This window comes from Sorangium sp. So ce381 (genome assembly GCF_051473845.1).
GTDB lineage: Bacteria > Myxococcota_A > Polyangia > Polyangiales > Polyangiaceae > Sorangium > Sorangium atrum.
Window position 1 is genome coordinate 7,064,617 of the sequence record NZ_CP150336.1, and the last position, 14,619, is coordinate 7,079,235.

At 70.0% G+C, this 14,619-nt stretch carries 13 protein-coding genes; 5 read left to right on the forward strand and 8 right to left on the reverse strand.

All coding sequences use genetic code 11. The features are described from left to right. The first annotated feature begins 363 nt into the window (after window positions 1–363). A complete protein-coding gene (locus WMF29_RS26325) occupies window positions 364–981 on the forward strand; it encodes an ECF-type sigma factor (protein WP_272093784.1) in 618 nt (205 codons plus the stop codon). Next, the gene (locus tag WMF29_RS26330) at window positions 965–2,557 is read left to right on the forward strand and encodes a serine/threonine-protein kinase (protein WP_437322895.1); all 1,593 of its coding nucleotides are present in this window, start codon (window positions 965–967) and stop codon (window positions 2,555–2,557) included. Before WMF29_RS26325 ends, WMF29_RS26330 begins: the two co-directional genes overlap by 17 nt. A gap of 87 nt (window positions 2,558–2,644) precedes the next feature. On the opposite strand, the gene WMF29_RS26335 is transcribed toward WMF29_RS26330, so the two are convergent. The 8 genes from WMF29_RS26335 to WMF29_RS26370 all read right to left on the reverse strand — a co-directional run bounded on the left by WMF29_RS26335 (window position 2,645) and on the right by WMF29_RS26370 (window position 10,860). Next, window positions 2,645–3,805: a homogentisate 1,2-dioxygenase gene (locus WMF29_RS26335; protein ID WP_437322896.1), complete on the reverse strand. Its 1,161-nt coding sequence runs from the start codon at window positions 3,803–3,805 to the stop codon at window positions 2,645–2,647. Beyond that, window positions 3,805–4,956: a 4-hydroxyphenylpyruvate dioxygenase family protein gene (locus tag WMF29_RS26340; protein ID WP_437322897.1), complete on the reverse strand. Its 1,152-nt coding sequence runs from the start codon at window positions 4,954–4,956 to the stop codon at window positions 3,805–3,807. Before WMF29_RS26340 ends, WMF29_RS26335 begins: the two co-directional genes overlap by 1 nt. A gap of 37 nt (window positions 4,957–4,993) precedes the next feature. Further along, window positions 4,994–5,116 carry a hypothetical protein gene (locus WMF29_RS26345; protein WP_437322898.1) on the reverse strand — a complete coding sequence of 41 codons (123 nt, stop codon included), beginning with the start codon at window positions 5,114–5,116 and terminating at the stop codon, window positions 4,994–4,996. Further along, entirely contained in the window at window positions 5,113–6,090 is a 978-nt protein-coding gene (locus WMF29_RS26350; RefSeq protein WP_437322899.1) for a fumarylacetoacetate hydrolase family protein, read from the reverse strand. The genes WMF29_RS26345 and WMF29_RS26350 overlap by 4 nt, the downstream gene beginning before the upstream one ends. Before the next feature lie 291 nt (window positions 6,091–6,381). Continuing rightward, complete coding sequence (locus WMF29_RS26355; protein WP_437322900.1) at window positions 6,382–7,716, reverse strand: hypothetical protein; 1,335 nt, start codon at window positions 7,714–7,716, stop codon at window positions 6,382–6,384. Window positions 7,717–7,774: 58 nt separating this feature from the next. Continuing rightward, the gene (locus WMF29_RS26360; RefSeq protein WP_272093791.1) at window positions 7,775–8,221 is read right to left on the reverse strand and encodes a DUF3237 family protein; all 447 of its coding nucleotides are present in this window, start codon (window positions 8,219–8,221) and stop codon (window positions 7,775–7,777) included. Further along, window positions 8,218–9,444 carry a flavin-dependent oxidoreductase gene (locus tag WMF29_RS26365; RefSeq protein ID WP_437322901.1) on the reverse strand — a complete coding sequence of 409 codons (1,227 nt, stop codon included), beginning with the start codon at window positions 9,442–9,444 and terminating at the stop codon, window positions 8,218–8,220. Before WMF29_RS26365 ends, WMF29_RS26360 begins: the two co-directional genes overlap by 4 nt. Before the next feature lie 216 nt (window positions 9,445–9,660). Next, window positions 9,661–10,860 carry an MFS transporter gene (locus tag WMF29_RS26370; RefSeq protein WP_437322902.1) on the reverse strand — a complete coding sequence of 400 codons (1,200 nt, stop codon included), beginning with the start codon at window positions 10,858–10,860 and terminating at the stop codon, window positions 9,661–9,663. A gap of 346 nt (window positions 10,861–11,206) precedes the next feature. Here WMF29_RS26370 and WMF29_RS26375 point away from each other — a divergent pair, with 346 nt between their 5' ends. The 3 genes from WMF29_RS26375 to WMF29_RS26385 all read left to right on the forward strand — a co-directional run bounded on the left by WMF29_RS26375 (window position 11,207) and on the right by WMF29_RS26385 (window position 14,513). After that, window positions 11,207–11,404, forward strand: coding sequence for a hypothetical protein (locus tag WMF29_RS26375; RefSeq protein ID WP_437322903.1), 198 nt, complete (start codon window positions 11,207–11,209; stop codon window positions 11,402–11,404). A gap of 125 nt (window positions 11,405–11,529) precedes the next feature. Further along, entirely contained in the window at window positions 11,530–11,913 is a 384-nt protein-coding gene (locus WMF29_RS26380; RefSeq protein ID WP_437322904.1) for a hypothetical protein, read from the forward strand. Window positions 11,914–12,602: 689 nt separating this feature from the next. Continuing rightward, window positions 12,603–14,513 (forward strand): hypothetical protein, encoded by a 1,911-nt coding sequence (locus WMF29_RS26385; protein WP_437322905.1) that lies wholly within the window; start codon window positions 12,603–12,605, stop codon window positions 14,511–14,513. Window positions 14,514–14,619 lie beyond the last annotated feature (106 nt).

A 14,619-nucleotide genomic window follows, 5' to 3' on the forward strand; every position in this document is an offset into this window, starting at 1 on the left:
ACGCGATATCCATCTTCGATTCGGACACTCGCTGAAGCGCGGACGCTCCTGGAGGGTCGCTGCGCAGGGATGAACAGACTGAAGATCTCGTCGCACCCGATCATCGACGCTGCGACGCCGAGCACCTCCAGCGTCGAGGTGACCGCGACGTCGAGGGGGCCACCGCGGCGCCGCCCGGCTTGGCCGCTGGGGCGGGGCTCCGCGGCGGGCGAGCATGGTCCCTTGACGGCTGCCGCCGGTCGGCCGGCGGGACGGCGCGGCGCGCCGGCGTCCCGCCCCGGACTGTTGTCACGGCGCGGCGCGCGGTCGGGCTCGTCGGCCCGGCCGTATGGTGTACGCTCCGGCCTGAGCGAGGCGCCCCCCATGAACGCGAGCGATCGACGCGCCCCCGGACCGAGCGCCGGCGAGGCCATCACGGGCCTCCTGCACGCCGCCCAGGAGGGCCAGAAGGACGCCGCAGACGCCCTCCTCCGCGCCGTCTATGCCGAGCTCAAGACGATCGCGCTGGCCCGCGTCCGCCACCTCCGCGCCGGGCAGACCCTCGGCCCCACCGCGCTCGTCCACGAGGCGTACGAGAAGCTCTTCCGGGACGGCGAGGCCCGCTTCCAGAGCCGCGCTCATTTCTTCGGCGCCGCCTCCCAGGCCATGCGCGACCTCCTCGTTGATTATGCGCGTCACAAGGCCGCCCGGAAGCGGGGCGGCGATCGGGAGCGCGCCCCCGAGGAGGACATCCACGAGCTGCCCCTCGCGCTCGATCTCCCCGTCGAGGACCTCCTCGCCCTCGACGAGGCCCTGCGCAAGATGAGCCAGGAGCACCCGCGCAAGGCCGAGATCGTGATGCTGCGCTACTTCGCGGGCCTGACCGAGGACGAGATCGCCGAGCTCTCGGGCGTGACGACGCGCACGGTCGAGCGCGACTGGCGCTTCGCGAAGGCGTGGCTCTACCGGGCGCTCCACGGCGGAGATGAGCCCGCTCCTTGATCCGAGCGAGGTAGAGGCGCTCTTCGAGGCGGCGCTCGACGAGCGCCACGACCGCCGCCGGGCGTTCCTGGAGGCCCGGTGCGCGGGCCGCCCTGAGCTCCTCCGGGAGGTGTGGAGCCTGCTCCGGAGCGACGGCGCGCAGCCGGACGGGTTCTTGAAAGGCGCCGCAATCGCCCTCCCGGACCGCGACGAATCGCTGAGCCCCGGCGCGCGCATCGGGCGGTTCACGGTGCTCGCCAAGGCCGGCCAGGGCGGGATGGGCGTCGTCTATTCGGCCTACGACGCGGAGCTCGACCGCCGCGTCGCCCTCAAGCTCATCGCGCCGGGGGGGTTCGATCCCGAGGATCGGGCCCGCCTCGTGCGCGAGGCGCAGGTGATGGCCAGGCTCTCGCACCCGAACGTCGTCCCCATCTACGAGATCGGCGAGCACGAGCGGGGCGTGTTCGTGGCGATGGAGTTCGTCGACGGCCGGACGCTCCGCGACCTGCGCGGCGAGCAGCCCCGCGCGTGGGAGGCCGCGCTCGCCGCGGGGATCCAGGCCGGCCGCGGCCTCGCGGCGGCGCACCAGGAGGGGCTCGTCCACCGCGACGTCAAGCCGGACAACATCCTGATCGGCAAGGACGGCCGGGCGCGCATCGCCGATTTCGGGCTCGCGCGCCTCCATGTCGAGGAGGACCGGCCCCTCTCCGGCGGGGGCTCCGGCGCCGAGATCCCCGGGGAGGACGCGCTCCGCGCGCAGCTCACGGCCGGGAGCGCGTTCATGGGGACGCCCGCGTACATGGCCCCCGAGCAGGCCGAGCGGAGGCCGGCGACGGCGAGGAGCGATCAGTGGAGCTTCTGCGCGACGCTCTACGAGGCGCTCTACGGGGAGCCGCCGTTCGAGGGGGAGGACGTCCGAGCGCGGCTCGACGGGGCGCGGCGCGATCTCCTGAGGCCGGCGCCGGCCGGCTCGAAGGTACCGGCGCGGGTCCGGGGCGCGCTCGCGCGCGGGCTCCGCGCCCGGCCCGAGGAGCGGTGGCCGAGGCTCGACGATCTGCTGAGCGTCCTCGCCGATGAGCTGGCGAGGAGCTCCGAGTTCGATCTCACGGTCTCCAGGCGCGAGCGCATCCGCTTCGGCCTCCTGATCGGCGCTCTCGGCGTCGTGATGGCGACGGTGGGCATCGGCCGCGTCGTCCCGGTGGTCCGCCCCGTGGACCTGTTCGCGATGGGCTGCGTCACGGCGCTCGCGGGGCTCACGCTGCTCCGGGTGTTCCGCCGCCCTCTCTCGAAGAGCGCGGTGAACCGGCGGATCGGCCACGTGGTGAAGGTGCTGCTCGTCGCGATGCTCCTTCACCGGGCGCTCGCCGTGATCACGGACGAGCCCGTGGAGCGCGCGCTCGCGACGAACCTGCTCCTCTTCGCGACCGTCCACGCGACGGCCGCGCCGAGCCTGCCGAGGGCGAGCTGGATAGCCGCCGCCCTCTGCGCGGCGTGCTCGGCGGCCGCCGCGGTCTTCCCGGAGCACGCCGCCGCGATCTACGTCACGGGCGTGCTGGGCTCGCTGACGCTCGCCATCGTGGTGTGGCACCGCGAGTAGCGCGTCATCGCCTGTCCCTGTCGATTCACGGCGTCCGGCTCGTGCTAGAATCCAACGAGAAGGTCGTCGGCCGAGCGCGTGACCCCGCTATGGGCCCGCGATGAAGCTGTCCTGGTAGCCCGGCTCCTCCACCGCGAGCGCGGCCGCGGTGGCCGAGAGCGGGCGGATCGTGTCGAGCATGACCGCGAGCTCGCTCGTCTCGCGGGCCCCGAGGCTCGCCTCGTACGCGCCGGGGTGCGGACCGTGCGGGACGCCGGCGGGGTGGTGCGAGATGCTGCCGGGGCCGACGCCGCGGCGCGAGGTGAAATTGCCGCGGCAGTAGAACAGGAACTCGTCGCAATCGACCGACGAGTGCGGGTACGGGCACGGGATCGCCTCCGGGTGGAAGTCGACCGGGCGCGGCACGAAGCTGCAGACGAGGGCGCCCCGCGCGGCGAACGTCCCGTGCCAGTCCGGAGGCAGGTGCACGAGCCCGACGCGCGCCTGGAAGCGCAGGATCGGGAACGCGAACGGGTACACCGTCCCGTCCCAGCCCACGACGTCGAGCGGCGAGCGCTCGAGGGCGAAGCCGTGGAAGGCGCCGCCGCGCTTCACGACGAGCGCGCGGATGCCCTCGTCGAGGGGGCCGACGAACGTGGGCCGCCGGAAATCGCGGTGGGAGTACGGCGCGTCCATCCGCAGCTGGCCGACCTCGTTGCGCCACTTGCGCGGGATATGGATGTCCTCGGCCTCGATCGAGAGCCAGCGCTGGGGCGCGGCGTCCGGGAGGAAGCGGTAGAAGAGCCCCTTCGGGATGACGACGTAGTCGTCCTGCTCGAAGCGCAGATCGCCGAGCATCGTGCGCAGGACGCCGCCCCCGTGGAAGATGAAGAACAGCTCGTCGGCGTCGGCGTTCGCGAAGTACACAGGATCGGCCGCGTCCGGCTGGACGAGCCCGATCACCACGTCGTCGTTGAAGAGCAGCGGCACGCGGCGGTCGACAGCGGGCCCGCCCCGCCGCGGCAGATCCTGCGACCGGTAGTGCCGCTTGGCGAGCGGCCGCGCCGCCGCGGCGACCGGCAGCGTGAAGCCGTGCGCGGCCTCCGCGACCCGGTGCTCGTGCGGCCGGCGCTCGTGGTAGGCGATCGTGTAGGGGCCGTCGAAGCCCGCCCGCGTCAGGCACTCCTCGTAGCGGAGATCCCCCGCCTCGCTCCGGAGGGCGATGTGGTGCTTGGGCGGGACGATCCCGGCGACGACGCGATCGAGCATCAGCCGCTCCCGTCCGCTCTTTGCTGCCGCTCGATGCTCTCGAACAGCGCCCGGAAATTGCCGGCGCCGAAGCCGCGATCCCCCTTCCGCTGGATGAGCTCGAAGAAGAACGGCCCCGCGTCGGGATCGCGGTGCGTGCCCGACGACTCCTTCAGAAAGATCTGGAGGAGATAGGACCGCGCGCCGTCACCGTCGACGAGCACCTCGAGCTCCCGCAGCGCCGCCGCGTCCTCGTCGATCTGCCCGATGCCGAGCTCCCGCAAGCGCTCGGGCAGCATGTCGTAATAGGCGGCCGGGGTCGGCATGAACTCCACGCCCCGCTCGCGCATCGCACGCACGGCGGCGAGGATGTCCTCCACGGCGAGCGCCACGTGCTGCACGCCGTCGCCGCGGTGCTCCTCGTTGAAGACGTTGATCTGCGAGCTCTTGAAGTAGGGCCGGTAGGGCTCGTTGTTCGCGAACTTCACGCCCGAGGCCGGGTCCCACATCACGGCCGAGCGCAGGCCCGAGCCGTGATCGGCGCCCTTCGCGACGTCGTTCGTGTGGAACGCGATCTTCCAGAACGGCTCGAGCCCGAGCACCTGCTCCATCCAGAGCAGCGCGGGCGCCATCGTCTGGAAGTTCGAGGTGATGTGATCGAACCGGGTGATCCCGAACCGGTTCTCGCCGCCGCGCGGTGCGTCGTAGGCCACGCAGCCGGGGAACAGCGCCCGATATCCGCGCCGCTCCACGAAGCGAAAGGTGGTGTCGCCGAACGGGGTCGTGATCGAGAACGACGCGAACGCGCCGCCCTCGTCCGTCGCCCTGTGGATCTCGTCGATCGGCGTGCCCCCGCGGCCGTCGAGCAGCCGGAAGGCGCGGTCGATGTCCTCCACCTCGAAGATGACCGTGCCCACGCCGTCCGGGTGCTTGCGCAGGTAGCGCCACGCCCGCCCGCCCTCGCCGATCGGCTGCGAGCACACGACCACGCACTCGCCGGCCTGGAAGACGACCGACTGTTGCGCCGCCGCCGCCGTGAGCTCCGACGAGCTCGCGGCGATCTCCTGAAAATCGAGCTTCTCCGTGTAAAACTTCCGGCTCCGCTCCAGGTCGCGCACGTAGTAGTGCAGCGCCTCTACCCGCTTGATGCCGATCGACTCCACCTTGGCCATTCGAATCCTCCGTCGCGAGGGGGTAACGCAGGGCGAGCTAGGCGACCGGATCGACCTGGCGGTCGGCGTGGACCGCCTGGAAGGCGGGCAGCGCCATGCGCTCCGCCTCGATCCGCAGCAGGGTCGAGAGCGGCGCGAGATCGAGCTCGCAGGCGCTCATCCGGATACCACCCGCTGCGCGATGCGCCCGAACAGGCTCTCTCCCGCGCGATTCAGCATCTCGATCATGATCGTGTCTCCTGCCTTCATGAACGGCGTCGTGGCCGCGCCGTGCGCGAGGGTCTCGAGCATGCGCTTCTCGGCGAGGCACGACACGCCGCGCGCCGGATCCCGGTTCGAGACGGTGCCGCTGCCGAGGAGGGTCCCCGCCGTGAGGCTGCGGGTCCTGGTGACATGCTCGATGAGCTCGAAGAACGAGAAATGCATCTCCGGGCCGGCCTCGGGATCACCGATGAGCGCGCCGTTGTAGGTCGAGCGGAGCCGCAGGTGGACGCGCCCGTCATCGAACGCGCCGCCGAGCTCGTCGGGCGTGATCGCGAACGGCGAGAACGCGGTGGCGGGCTTGGAGCAGAAGAACCCGAACCCCTTCGCGAGCTCGGCGGGCACGAGGTTGCGCAGCGTCACGTCGTTGGCCAGCAGGAACAGGCGGATGTGCCGGTGGGCCTCTTCGCGGCGCGTGCCTTGCGGGGTGTCGCCGAGGACGACGCAGACCTCGGCCTCGAAATCCAGGCCCCACGCCTCGTCGCGCAGGACGATGTCGTCGGTCGGGCCGAGGAGGACACCGGAGCCGCCCTGGTACACGAGCGGATCGGTCGTCAGCGTCTCGGGGGGCTCGGCGCCGCGCGCCTTGCGCACGAGCACGATGTGGTGGATGTACGCCGAGCCGTCGATCCATTCGTAGGCGCGGGGAAGCGGCGCGGCGAGCGCTTCCACGGCGAGCGGGGTCACCGCCGCGCCGCCGCGCTCGATATCGTCGGCGATGCGGCGGAGCGCGGGCTCGGCGCGCTCCCAGTCGTCCAGCGCGGCCTGGAGCGTGGGGAAGGCCGCGCCGGCGGGCGCGTAGGCGAGGCCGTCGCGGCGGACGACGACGAGCGTGCCATCACGGCCGGGGCCGCGGAGAGAGGCGAGCTTCATGCGAGAGAGAGCTCCTCTCGGCGCCCCGGCAGTCTCTTCGCCTCCGCTGGACGAGCAGGAGCCCCTTCGCGCCTGCCAGGGCTCGTCCTCGTTTGCGCGCTGTGCACCGAGTAACCGGTTGAACGGATCCGCATGGACACCGGATTGGATGTTTTCACGACGCCCCACGATCTCGCGCAGCGCGCCATGGAGGTGATTGCAACGATCTCTTACCCGATCCCTCTGACTCGCGGCATAGGCATACTCACCTATGCCGCGGATCGTGGGCGCGGAACCCCACCGCCTCGGGGATCACTTCTGCAGCTGGACGCCCAGGAACAGGGCGTTCCCCTTCGCCCCCGACAGATCGCTTCTTTGATAGCCGAGCGCGACACGCGCAGCGTGCCCCTCGATGATGTAGCCCAGCTGGGCATCGATGAGCAGATAGGAGTCGGCGTTCTTCGGCTTCGCTTGTTGCAATCGGACCAGAGGCTGCAGCTTCCCGACGCCGATGTTGCTCGGCGTGAGGTAGCTCGCGAGCGCAAAATAAGAATGGTCGAACCTCTCGAAGTCGCCGAAGTACTTGTAAAATGCGCCCTCGAGCGTGATGGTGCCCGCCGTCCCGAGGTTCTTCTCGAACAGGAGGTCGGCGTTGACCTCGCCATAGGTGTCCTTGCGCGGGGTGCCTGGGGGCTCGCCCGCCGCAGGGGGCGGCAAAGGCTCGACCGAACCTTCCTTCTGCACCTCACCCGCCACGCCGAGCGCGAGGATGCTCTTCTCGCCGAGGTACGTGGCTTTCTGGTAATAGGCCGGCTCCGGGTCGAGCAAGCTCAAGTTGAGCCTCGCCGTGTAGAGCGGGCTCACCGAAGAGTCATGCAGGTTGAAGGCCCCCACGTAGTACTTGAACAGGCCGCCTGCCGCCTTGCCCCAGGCGGTTACCCCGTCGTTGCGCCCGAAAGGCCCCTGCCTCGGCCCGATCGGCGGCGCATAGGGCTCGAAGAATCCGGGATAGTTCCACGGCCCCATCGACCACGGCCCGGAGAAGGCGGAGCGATCCGACGGCACGATCATTCGACCGATCCAGACGTTCAGCAGATCATGGAACTGGAACTTGGCGATGACGTCACGGATGGTCACGCTGCCCGTGATGTTGCCCCCGGTCGGGGTCGGCCCGAACTGAGCGACGATCGCGCCCTGCAGGCCGATGAATCGGTTGATTTCGCCTGAAAACGACAGATCCAGCTCTCCGTCCCCGAGCAGCCGGTCCATCTTCTCGCGCGCGCCGGGGTTCTGTAAGCGACCTCCGATGCGGGCCCAGGCCGCGACGCTGACCGGCTTCTTCCATGGCTCCTTGTCCGCCGGCGGTGCCGTCGAAGCTGCACCGGGCCCGGCGGCGCTCTGCGGCGCCGGCGCGCCGGCGTGGGCTTCCGCAGGCGGCGCTGGCGCCGCGCTCGCGTCTGCGGGAGGGCCCGCGGGTTCGGTCGCGGGGGCCGCGCTCGTCGGACCTTCGCCCGTGGGCGCCGGCGGCGCCTCGGGCGGCGGTTGTGCCCCTGCCGGGCGATGGAAGGAAGTGATGCCGAGGATGACGGCCAAGAACCCTGCGCCGACATCGCCCCGGCGTGTCGCCGCTCTCGTCTGTTTGCTCATGCGTTCTCCGTGTCAGGCCATCCGAGATCTCGACGATCTCGGCCACGCTCGCGCCCCCCTAGCCGATCTCGTACACCGTGAGCCGCACCCGGTCGGCCAGCCGCTCGCCCACGGACAGGGCCAGCACGGCGTTCAGCCGCAGAAGCCCTGGCGCCGAGGTGCGCATACGGATGGCGGTGCGGAAGTAATAGAGCCCGGGGTCCACCGCCTCGCCGCGCCCGAGCGCCGCCAGCACCTCCGGCGGCCCGGCGCGGACGCCCTCGGAGACGATCTCCACCGTTCCATGGCCGGCGATGTCGAGGATGTAATGGGCGGAGATGTCCATCCGCCCGTCGGCCCAGATCGTCTGCCAGTCGCCGCCCGGCAGCACCCGCCCCTCGAGGCCGCCGGCCACCGTGCCGCCGACGATCGGGATGAAGCGCCGGCCGGGCGAGCTCGGATTGACGGTGACCGGCGGGTCCACAGCCACCTCGAGCGTCATCAGGGGGACGAGGGGAGGGCTCACGCGCGGGGCTCCGAGGCGCGCTTCAGGCCGGTCAGCACCTTGTAGCGGGCGGCGATGGCCTCCAGCTCGCCGGGGGCGAAGACGTCCTCGATGCGGTCGAATCCGTCGGGCGCGCGGTCCTGGGCCATCTGCATGCACTGCTCAGGACCGTTGCCGCGATTGGCCGCGACGATGGCGGCGGTGGCGGGCAGGCGCTCCGCCTCGTACGCGGCCAGCGCTTCCACCGGATCGGCGTGGGCGGCGAGCGCGCGGACCAGCGCGCGGGCGTCCAGGATGGCCTGACTCGCCCCGTTCGAGCCGATCGGGTACATGGGATGGGCGGCGTCCCCCAGCAGCGTCATGCGCCCATGGCTCCAGCGCGGCAGCGGATCGCGGTCGACCAGCGGGAACTCGTAGATCGCCTCGGCGCCCCGGATCAGGCCGGGCACATCCAGCCAGTCGAAGCGCCAGGCCTCGAACCTGGGCAGGAAGTCGGCAGGATCGCCCCGCCGGTTCCAGTCCTCCCGTCGCAGGCTCTCGGCGACGGTGAGCTCGGCGATCCAGTTGATCGTCTGGCGGCCGTCCGGCCCCGGTGGGGAGATGGGATAAGCGACGAACTTCTGGTCCTGATGCCCGGCCATGATCATGCTGGCGCCGGTGAGGAAGGGCGCCGCCACGCTGGTCGCCCGCCACAGGATGCGACCGCCGTAGACCGGCGGCCCCTCGTCCGGATAGAGGCTCGCGCGCGCCGCCGAATGGATGCCGTCGGCGCAGATCAGGAGATCGGCGGACACCTTCGAGGCCACGCCCTCGCGGTTGACGAAGCGCGCCGCGATGCGGCCCTCGCCCTCGTCGTGGTCCAGGAGGCGCCGGTCGCAGATCACCCGGTGGGGGCCCAGCCGCTCGACGGCGGCGTCGAACAGCACGCCCTGCAGAGCGCCGCGGTGCAGGGAGATCTGCGGCGCGGCGTGACCGGCGAAGCGGCCGCGCGGCTCGCCCCAGATGCGCTGGCCGAAGCGGTTGAAATAGACGAGCTCGCGGGTCGCCACCCCGTGGGCCATCAAGGCCTCGACCAGGCCCAGCTCGTCCAGCACCTCGCCGGCGTGTGGCAGGAGGTTGATGCCGACCCCGAGCGGCAGGATGGTAGGCACGGCCTCGAACACCGTCACCTCATGGCCCGCGGCGTGTAACGCCAGAGCTGCGGCCAGGCCGCCGATCCCGGCGCCCGCGACGATTACCTGCATGAGTCCTCCCGCAGACATGCGGCTCGACGCCGCCCCTCGTTGAAGCTGCCTCCGCGCGGGCGAAGCGCGCGACGAACAGCACCGCCAGCGCCAGCAGCAGCCAGTCCTCTCGAACGATCCGGCGGGCGGCGCCCCTCGGGACCGCGCAGGCCGAAGGCCCCGCCTCCCGGAGGACGCCCGGCGCGCGGCCGGGCGCCGATCGCCCCCGCCATTCCCTCAATCACCTGCGTAGCGTCCGCGAATGGTCATCACCGCCGCGGCCACCCCGGCCGACAGCACCACCGGCACCATGGCCATGGCCACGCCGGCGGGGCCCCAGCCCTGGCCCAGCAGGTGGCCCGCCACCAGCGGCCCGCCGATGGAGCCCAGCCGGCCGGCGGCGATGGAGGCGCCCGTGGCCAGCCCGCGCGCCCGCGCCGGGTAATAGAGCGGGATGACGCCATAGAGCGAATATTGCGCGCCTAGCAAGAAGAACCCCGCCAGGCCGGCCAGCGCCAGCACCGGAAGCAGGCTGTTGGCCCCCGCCAGCCCGAACAGCGACAGGGCCAGGGCGGGATAGGCCGCGATGATGGGAGCGCGCGGCCCGAACCGGTCCACCAGCAATCCGATGACCCAGCAGCCGACGACGCTGCCGGCATTGAACGCGAAGGCGGCGCCAGCCCCCCCCTTTCCGCCCAGGCCCTTGGCCGCCACCAGCGATGGCAGCCAGTTGAGCAGCAGATACAGCACGAGCAGCGTCAGGCCGAAGGTGAACCAGGCCAGCAGCGTGACCAGCAGCCGGCCATGGCCGAACAGCGCCTGCCCCCCGCCCTGCTGCTGGGCGCCGCCGGCCGCTGCCGTGCGGCTGTCGGGCATCAGGCGCGCGATGGCCGGCAGCAGCAGCAGCGGCAGCACGCCGCCGGCCAGGAAGATGCTGTGCCAGCCGAACCGTGCCAGGAAGCCGGCCGCGAACAGCGCCGCCAGCGCGCCGCCGGCCGGCATGCCGCTGAACATCAAGGTGGTGGTGCGAGTCCGCCGATCGGGCGGGGCGATTTCCAGGGCGACGGCCACCAGGGTGGGCATCGCCGCCCCCAGGCCTGCCCCGGCCAGGAGCCGGTAGATGCCGAGCGACAGAGGTCCACCCGCCACGACGGTGGCCAGCGTGAACACGCCGAACACGCCGACGGCCATCATCAGCAGCGGCTTGCGGCCCATGCGGTCCGCCATCCAGCCGCCGGCCAGCGCGCCGCAGACCAGCCCGACCATGCCGGCCCCGAACACGACGCCCGCCTGCCCGGGCGTCAGGCCCAGGGCGGGGATCAGCAGGGGGGCGGCCACGCCGATGGCCTGGATGTCGAACCCTTCCAGCAGCGCGATCAAGAAGCACAGCGACAGCGTGACGGCGCCGCGCGGCGCGTGAGGGGGCGATGCGCCCATGGGGAAACCTCCCGTTTCCTTCCCGTTGCCCGGGATGGTTGCAGCTGGCCGCAGCCGAACAGATGCGGTGATTGAGCGTTCTGGTCCGAGTTCGCCGTCCGTCCTCGCATCACACGATGCAGGTGACTGCAACGACTTCGTACCCGAGCCCTCTGGATCGAGGCATAGGCATACCCGCCTATGCCTGGGGGCGAGACGCTGTCAGGCGACAGAGGCCGCCGGCGGCCGTTGCTCCGCGACCTGCGCGGCGAGCAGCCCCGCGCGTGGGAGGCCGCGCTCGCCGCGGGGCTCCAGGCGGGCCGCGGCTTCGCTCTCGAGGAGCGCGGCGAACCGGCCGATCGGCCACGTGGTAAAGGTGCAGTGCGTCGCGACGCTCCTTCACCGGGCGCTCGCCGTGATCGCGGACGAACCCGTGGAGCGCGCGCTCGCGACGAACCGGCTCCTCTTCGACCAGCGCGCTGTCGCCTGTCCCGTGGTCGCGCGTGAGCGTGAGGTCCTGCGGGAATCGAAGGGGTCGCCCACGCAGCCTGCGGGCTTCAGGTGACCTTTGCGCGCCACGGGCAATCCGCGTCATGACCATCACCAAGGACATCGGCGGTGCGCGCCGCGAGATGGCCCCTACCCCCCCGATTGACGCCTTCTCCTGACCATGATGCGTTGCGGAACGGCATGATCATCCGTCGTGAGCAAAAGACCGCGCTGGCCGAGCGGCAGCGCCGGGCGCAGTGCGACCTCGCGCGCGACTACCTGCGCGCCGAGCTCCGGGACCTCGTGGCGGACCTCGGCGACGACGCGTTGTTCGAGCATTGCCGCGAGTCGATGGAGATCGGCCTCGCCTTCGGCCTCTCCGACCACCGGTCGGTTGTATGGCTGGCCGCCATGCGCGTCCTCATCCACCCCCGCTTTCACGAGCACCCGCGCCTGCGCGCGCTCCTCGCGGATCCGCGCGTGCCGCCTGAAGCGCGTATCGATCACGTCCTCGCGGAGGCGACCGAGCTGGATTTTCACGAGGCCGCGATCGTCGGGCCAGGCATCCCGCTCGCGGAGCCGTAGCCTATTCGCGGCACAAGGACGAGGCCGTCATGCCCCAATGTCAATTCCCCGACTGCGGCACCCCCTTCACCGTCAAGAAGTGCGACGGCTGCAAGAAGCATTTTTGCACGGCGCTGGCGCACCTTCACAACCACAATTGCAAAGAGATCTGCGGCGCCTGCAGTCGGGACAGCGTGGTCGTGCAGAAATGCGCTGCGTGCGCCAAGGTCCTGTGCCACGAATGCTCCATCCCGCACAACAAATACAATCACCCCTCGTGCGGCGCCTGCGGAAAGCCAGGAGTCCGCTGCTCTTGCGGGAAAAGCTATTGCAGCCATCACCTGCTCCGCCACCAAAACAGCGGCGCGTGTGGCCAGACTTGTATTGTCTGCCACGGCACCGCCGCGGCTCCATGCCCCAAGTGCAGCCACTTCCTTTGCATCAAGCATCATAATCACATCGATTCCCCGCACTGCGCACAGCCGCGCTGTCCCACGACGGCGACGAGCTCGTGCCGCCTCTGCGGCCAGATTCATTGCGCGCCCCACGCCCGCGACCACGCGCACGCGCACGCGCCGGACGACGTGAAGCAGTGCGTCCATTGCGACGCGCTCACGGCGCTCTCCTGCGATCGCTGCCACGAGCCCCTATGTCGACGCCATAAAAGCTCCGCATCGCACGATTGCGTCAACAGGGGACAATGCTCGGTCTTGACATGCCGCGAGCGCACCCCCTTCAAATGCACTACCTGCAAGACCTTCGTCTGCGACGACCACCGCGACGAGGCCGCGCACCCCTGCGGAAGATGCGCCTTCGTGCTGGGCGCCAGCAGCCGGCCGTGCACGAACCCTGCCGTCGCGCAATGCGCGAAATGCAATCGGTGGTTCTGCTGCAAGCGCGCAAAGATCGGCAAGGAAAAGAGCCACCTGGGCGCCCATGGATGCGACCTCGCCGTGATCGAGCAACTGCAGGCCGTCGGCCGGTTCCCCATCTGGACGTTCCAGTACGCGGGTGGCCACCTCCAATTGCCTCGGCTCGTCGAGCCACCCGACGAGGACGACGATGACTTCGAGCCCATGCTCCGTTCCGAATACATCCACGGCATGATGAGGATCATCGGCGCTCCGCCGCCGGCGGCGCTTCAAGAGATGGTCACCAATCTGTTCGGCTCTACCCTGGGCGCATCGTCCCCCAATGACCTCCTCGCGATGCTCCTCGCGTTGAAGGAGGCCAAGCACTGGCACGAGCTCTACGACGCCTTCCGGAGCTCCCCCCAGATGAAGTTCGCCTGCTGCCAGATGCTCAATTCACAGATCCTCCACGTCAAGGACGTCCTCCACGTCCACAAGAGGGACCTCTTTTCGATGCCCTGGATCGAGGAGGCCGACACGAAGCCCTGGGAGATTCGCCTCGTCAAGAAGTTCACGCGCCTCACGGACAGGGGAGAGACCCCGCTGTTGCAAGTAAAACGATGCCACGTCATCGACGTCGGCAAGAGCGGTCTGCTCGGCGCCACGGAGGAGCTGATCGCGGTCCGAAAGGCCCTGAACGCGGTGCACGCGAAGCACCCCGACCGCACGATACACCACGCGACCATCCTGAACTGGCCGTTCTGCTCCGTGCTGGCCATCAACCAGAAGGACTCCTCGGGCAAGGGCACCACGCGCATCGTCACGCCCTGCGTCGGCGCCACGGATGCGCGCTGGCAGGTGCGCGTGCTCGACCTGTCATACAACGAGATCTGGCAAGGGCTCGCGCGCTTTTCTCCGCAAGACCAGCAAATAATCGCTCGCGTGCTCATCGGCCTCGTGGAGGGAGAGATGCCGTCCGTGGACGTGCAACGACAGGTCGTGCCGCTCACGGGCGTGAAGGCGCGGTTCTTGCGCGGGGTCAGGCTCGACCAGAGCACCAGCGCGCTGCAGTTCAGCGAGAAATGGTGGCTCTCGAACTATGCCAAGAAGATCGACGTCAAGCTCTCCATGATGGAATTCCTGTGTTCCATGGCCGCGATCCTCTTCGTCGCGGAGCCGCGGCACGCGCGCGCCATGATCCCCGTCACCCTGATCCAGCTCCAGGAGGTCGTCGACGGCGAGCTCACCATGGCGGACCTCTTCGGCGACCTCGGCGGCGGCATCGAATATGGACGATTGCTCGCGGGCGCGAACTATATTGGCGACAAACTCAGGCAGGCCTCGGACCAAGGCCAGTGGTTGACGCAAGCGTGCACGACATGGGCCTCCATCAAGGATCGCATCCCCCCGGGGCATAACCTCGTGGTGCGATCATGCCCGCTGAAAGATCTGAGGATGGTGCTCGCCGACAGCCCGGGCTACGAGGTCACGGCGCCTGCGTCGTTTTTATACCATGGAGCATCGCTGGCCGTCGGGTATACGAGCGCGGCGCGCGCGCCGGTATACCAGGTCCTCATGAAAGAGCTATTCACGATGTTCCTGAGGACGCTCACAGAGATGAAACAGTCACTGAGGCTCAACCTCCCTGCGGCGCCCGTGCCTACCCGTCACGTCCAGGTACCCGCGCTGCTCCCGAGCGACATCGAAGACGTCGCGCTCGGCGAGGCCGAGGCGGCGTTCGACGAGGACATCTCCTCGTTGGATCCATGACGGTCTCGCCGAGCCGCGGAGCCAGGACGCCTCGAACCATCATGAGCAGCACCCCCCCTTGGCCAGCTCATGTCCTTGGGCGCCTCCGTGGAATTGACTTGTTGGA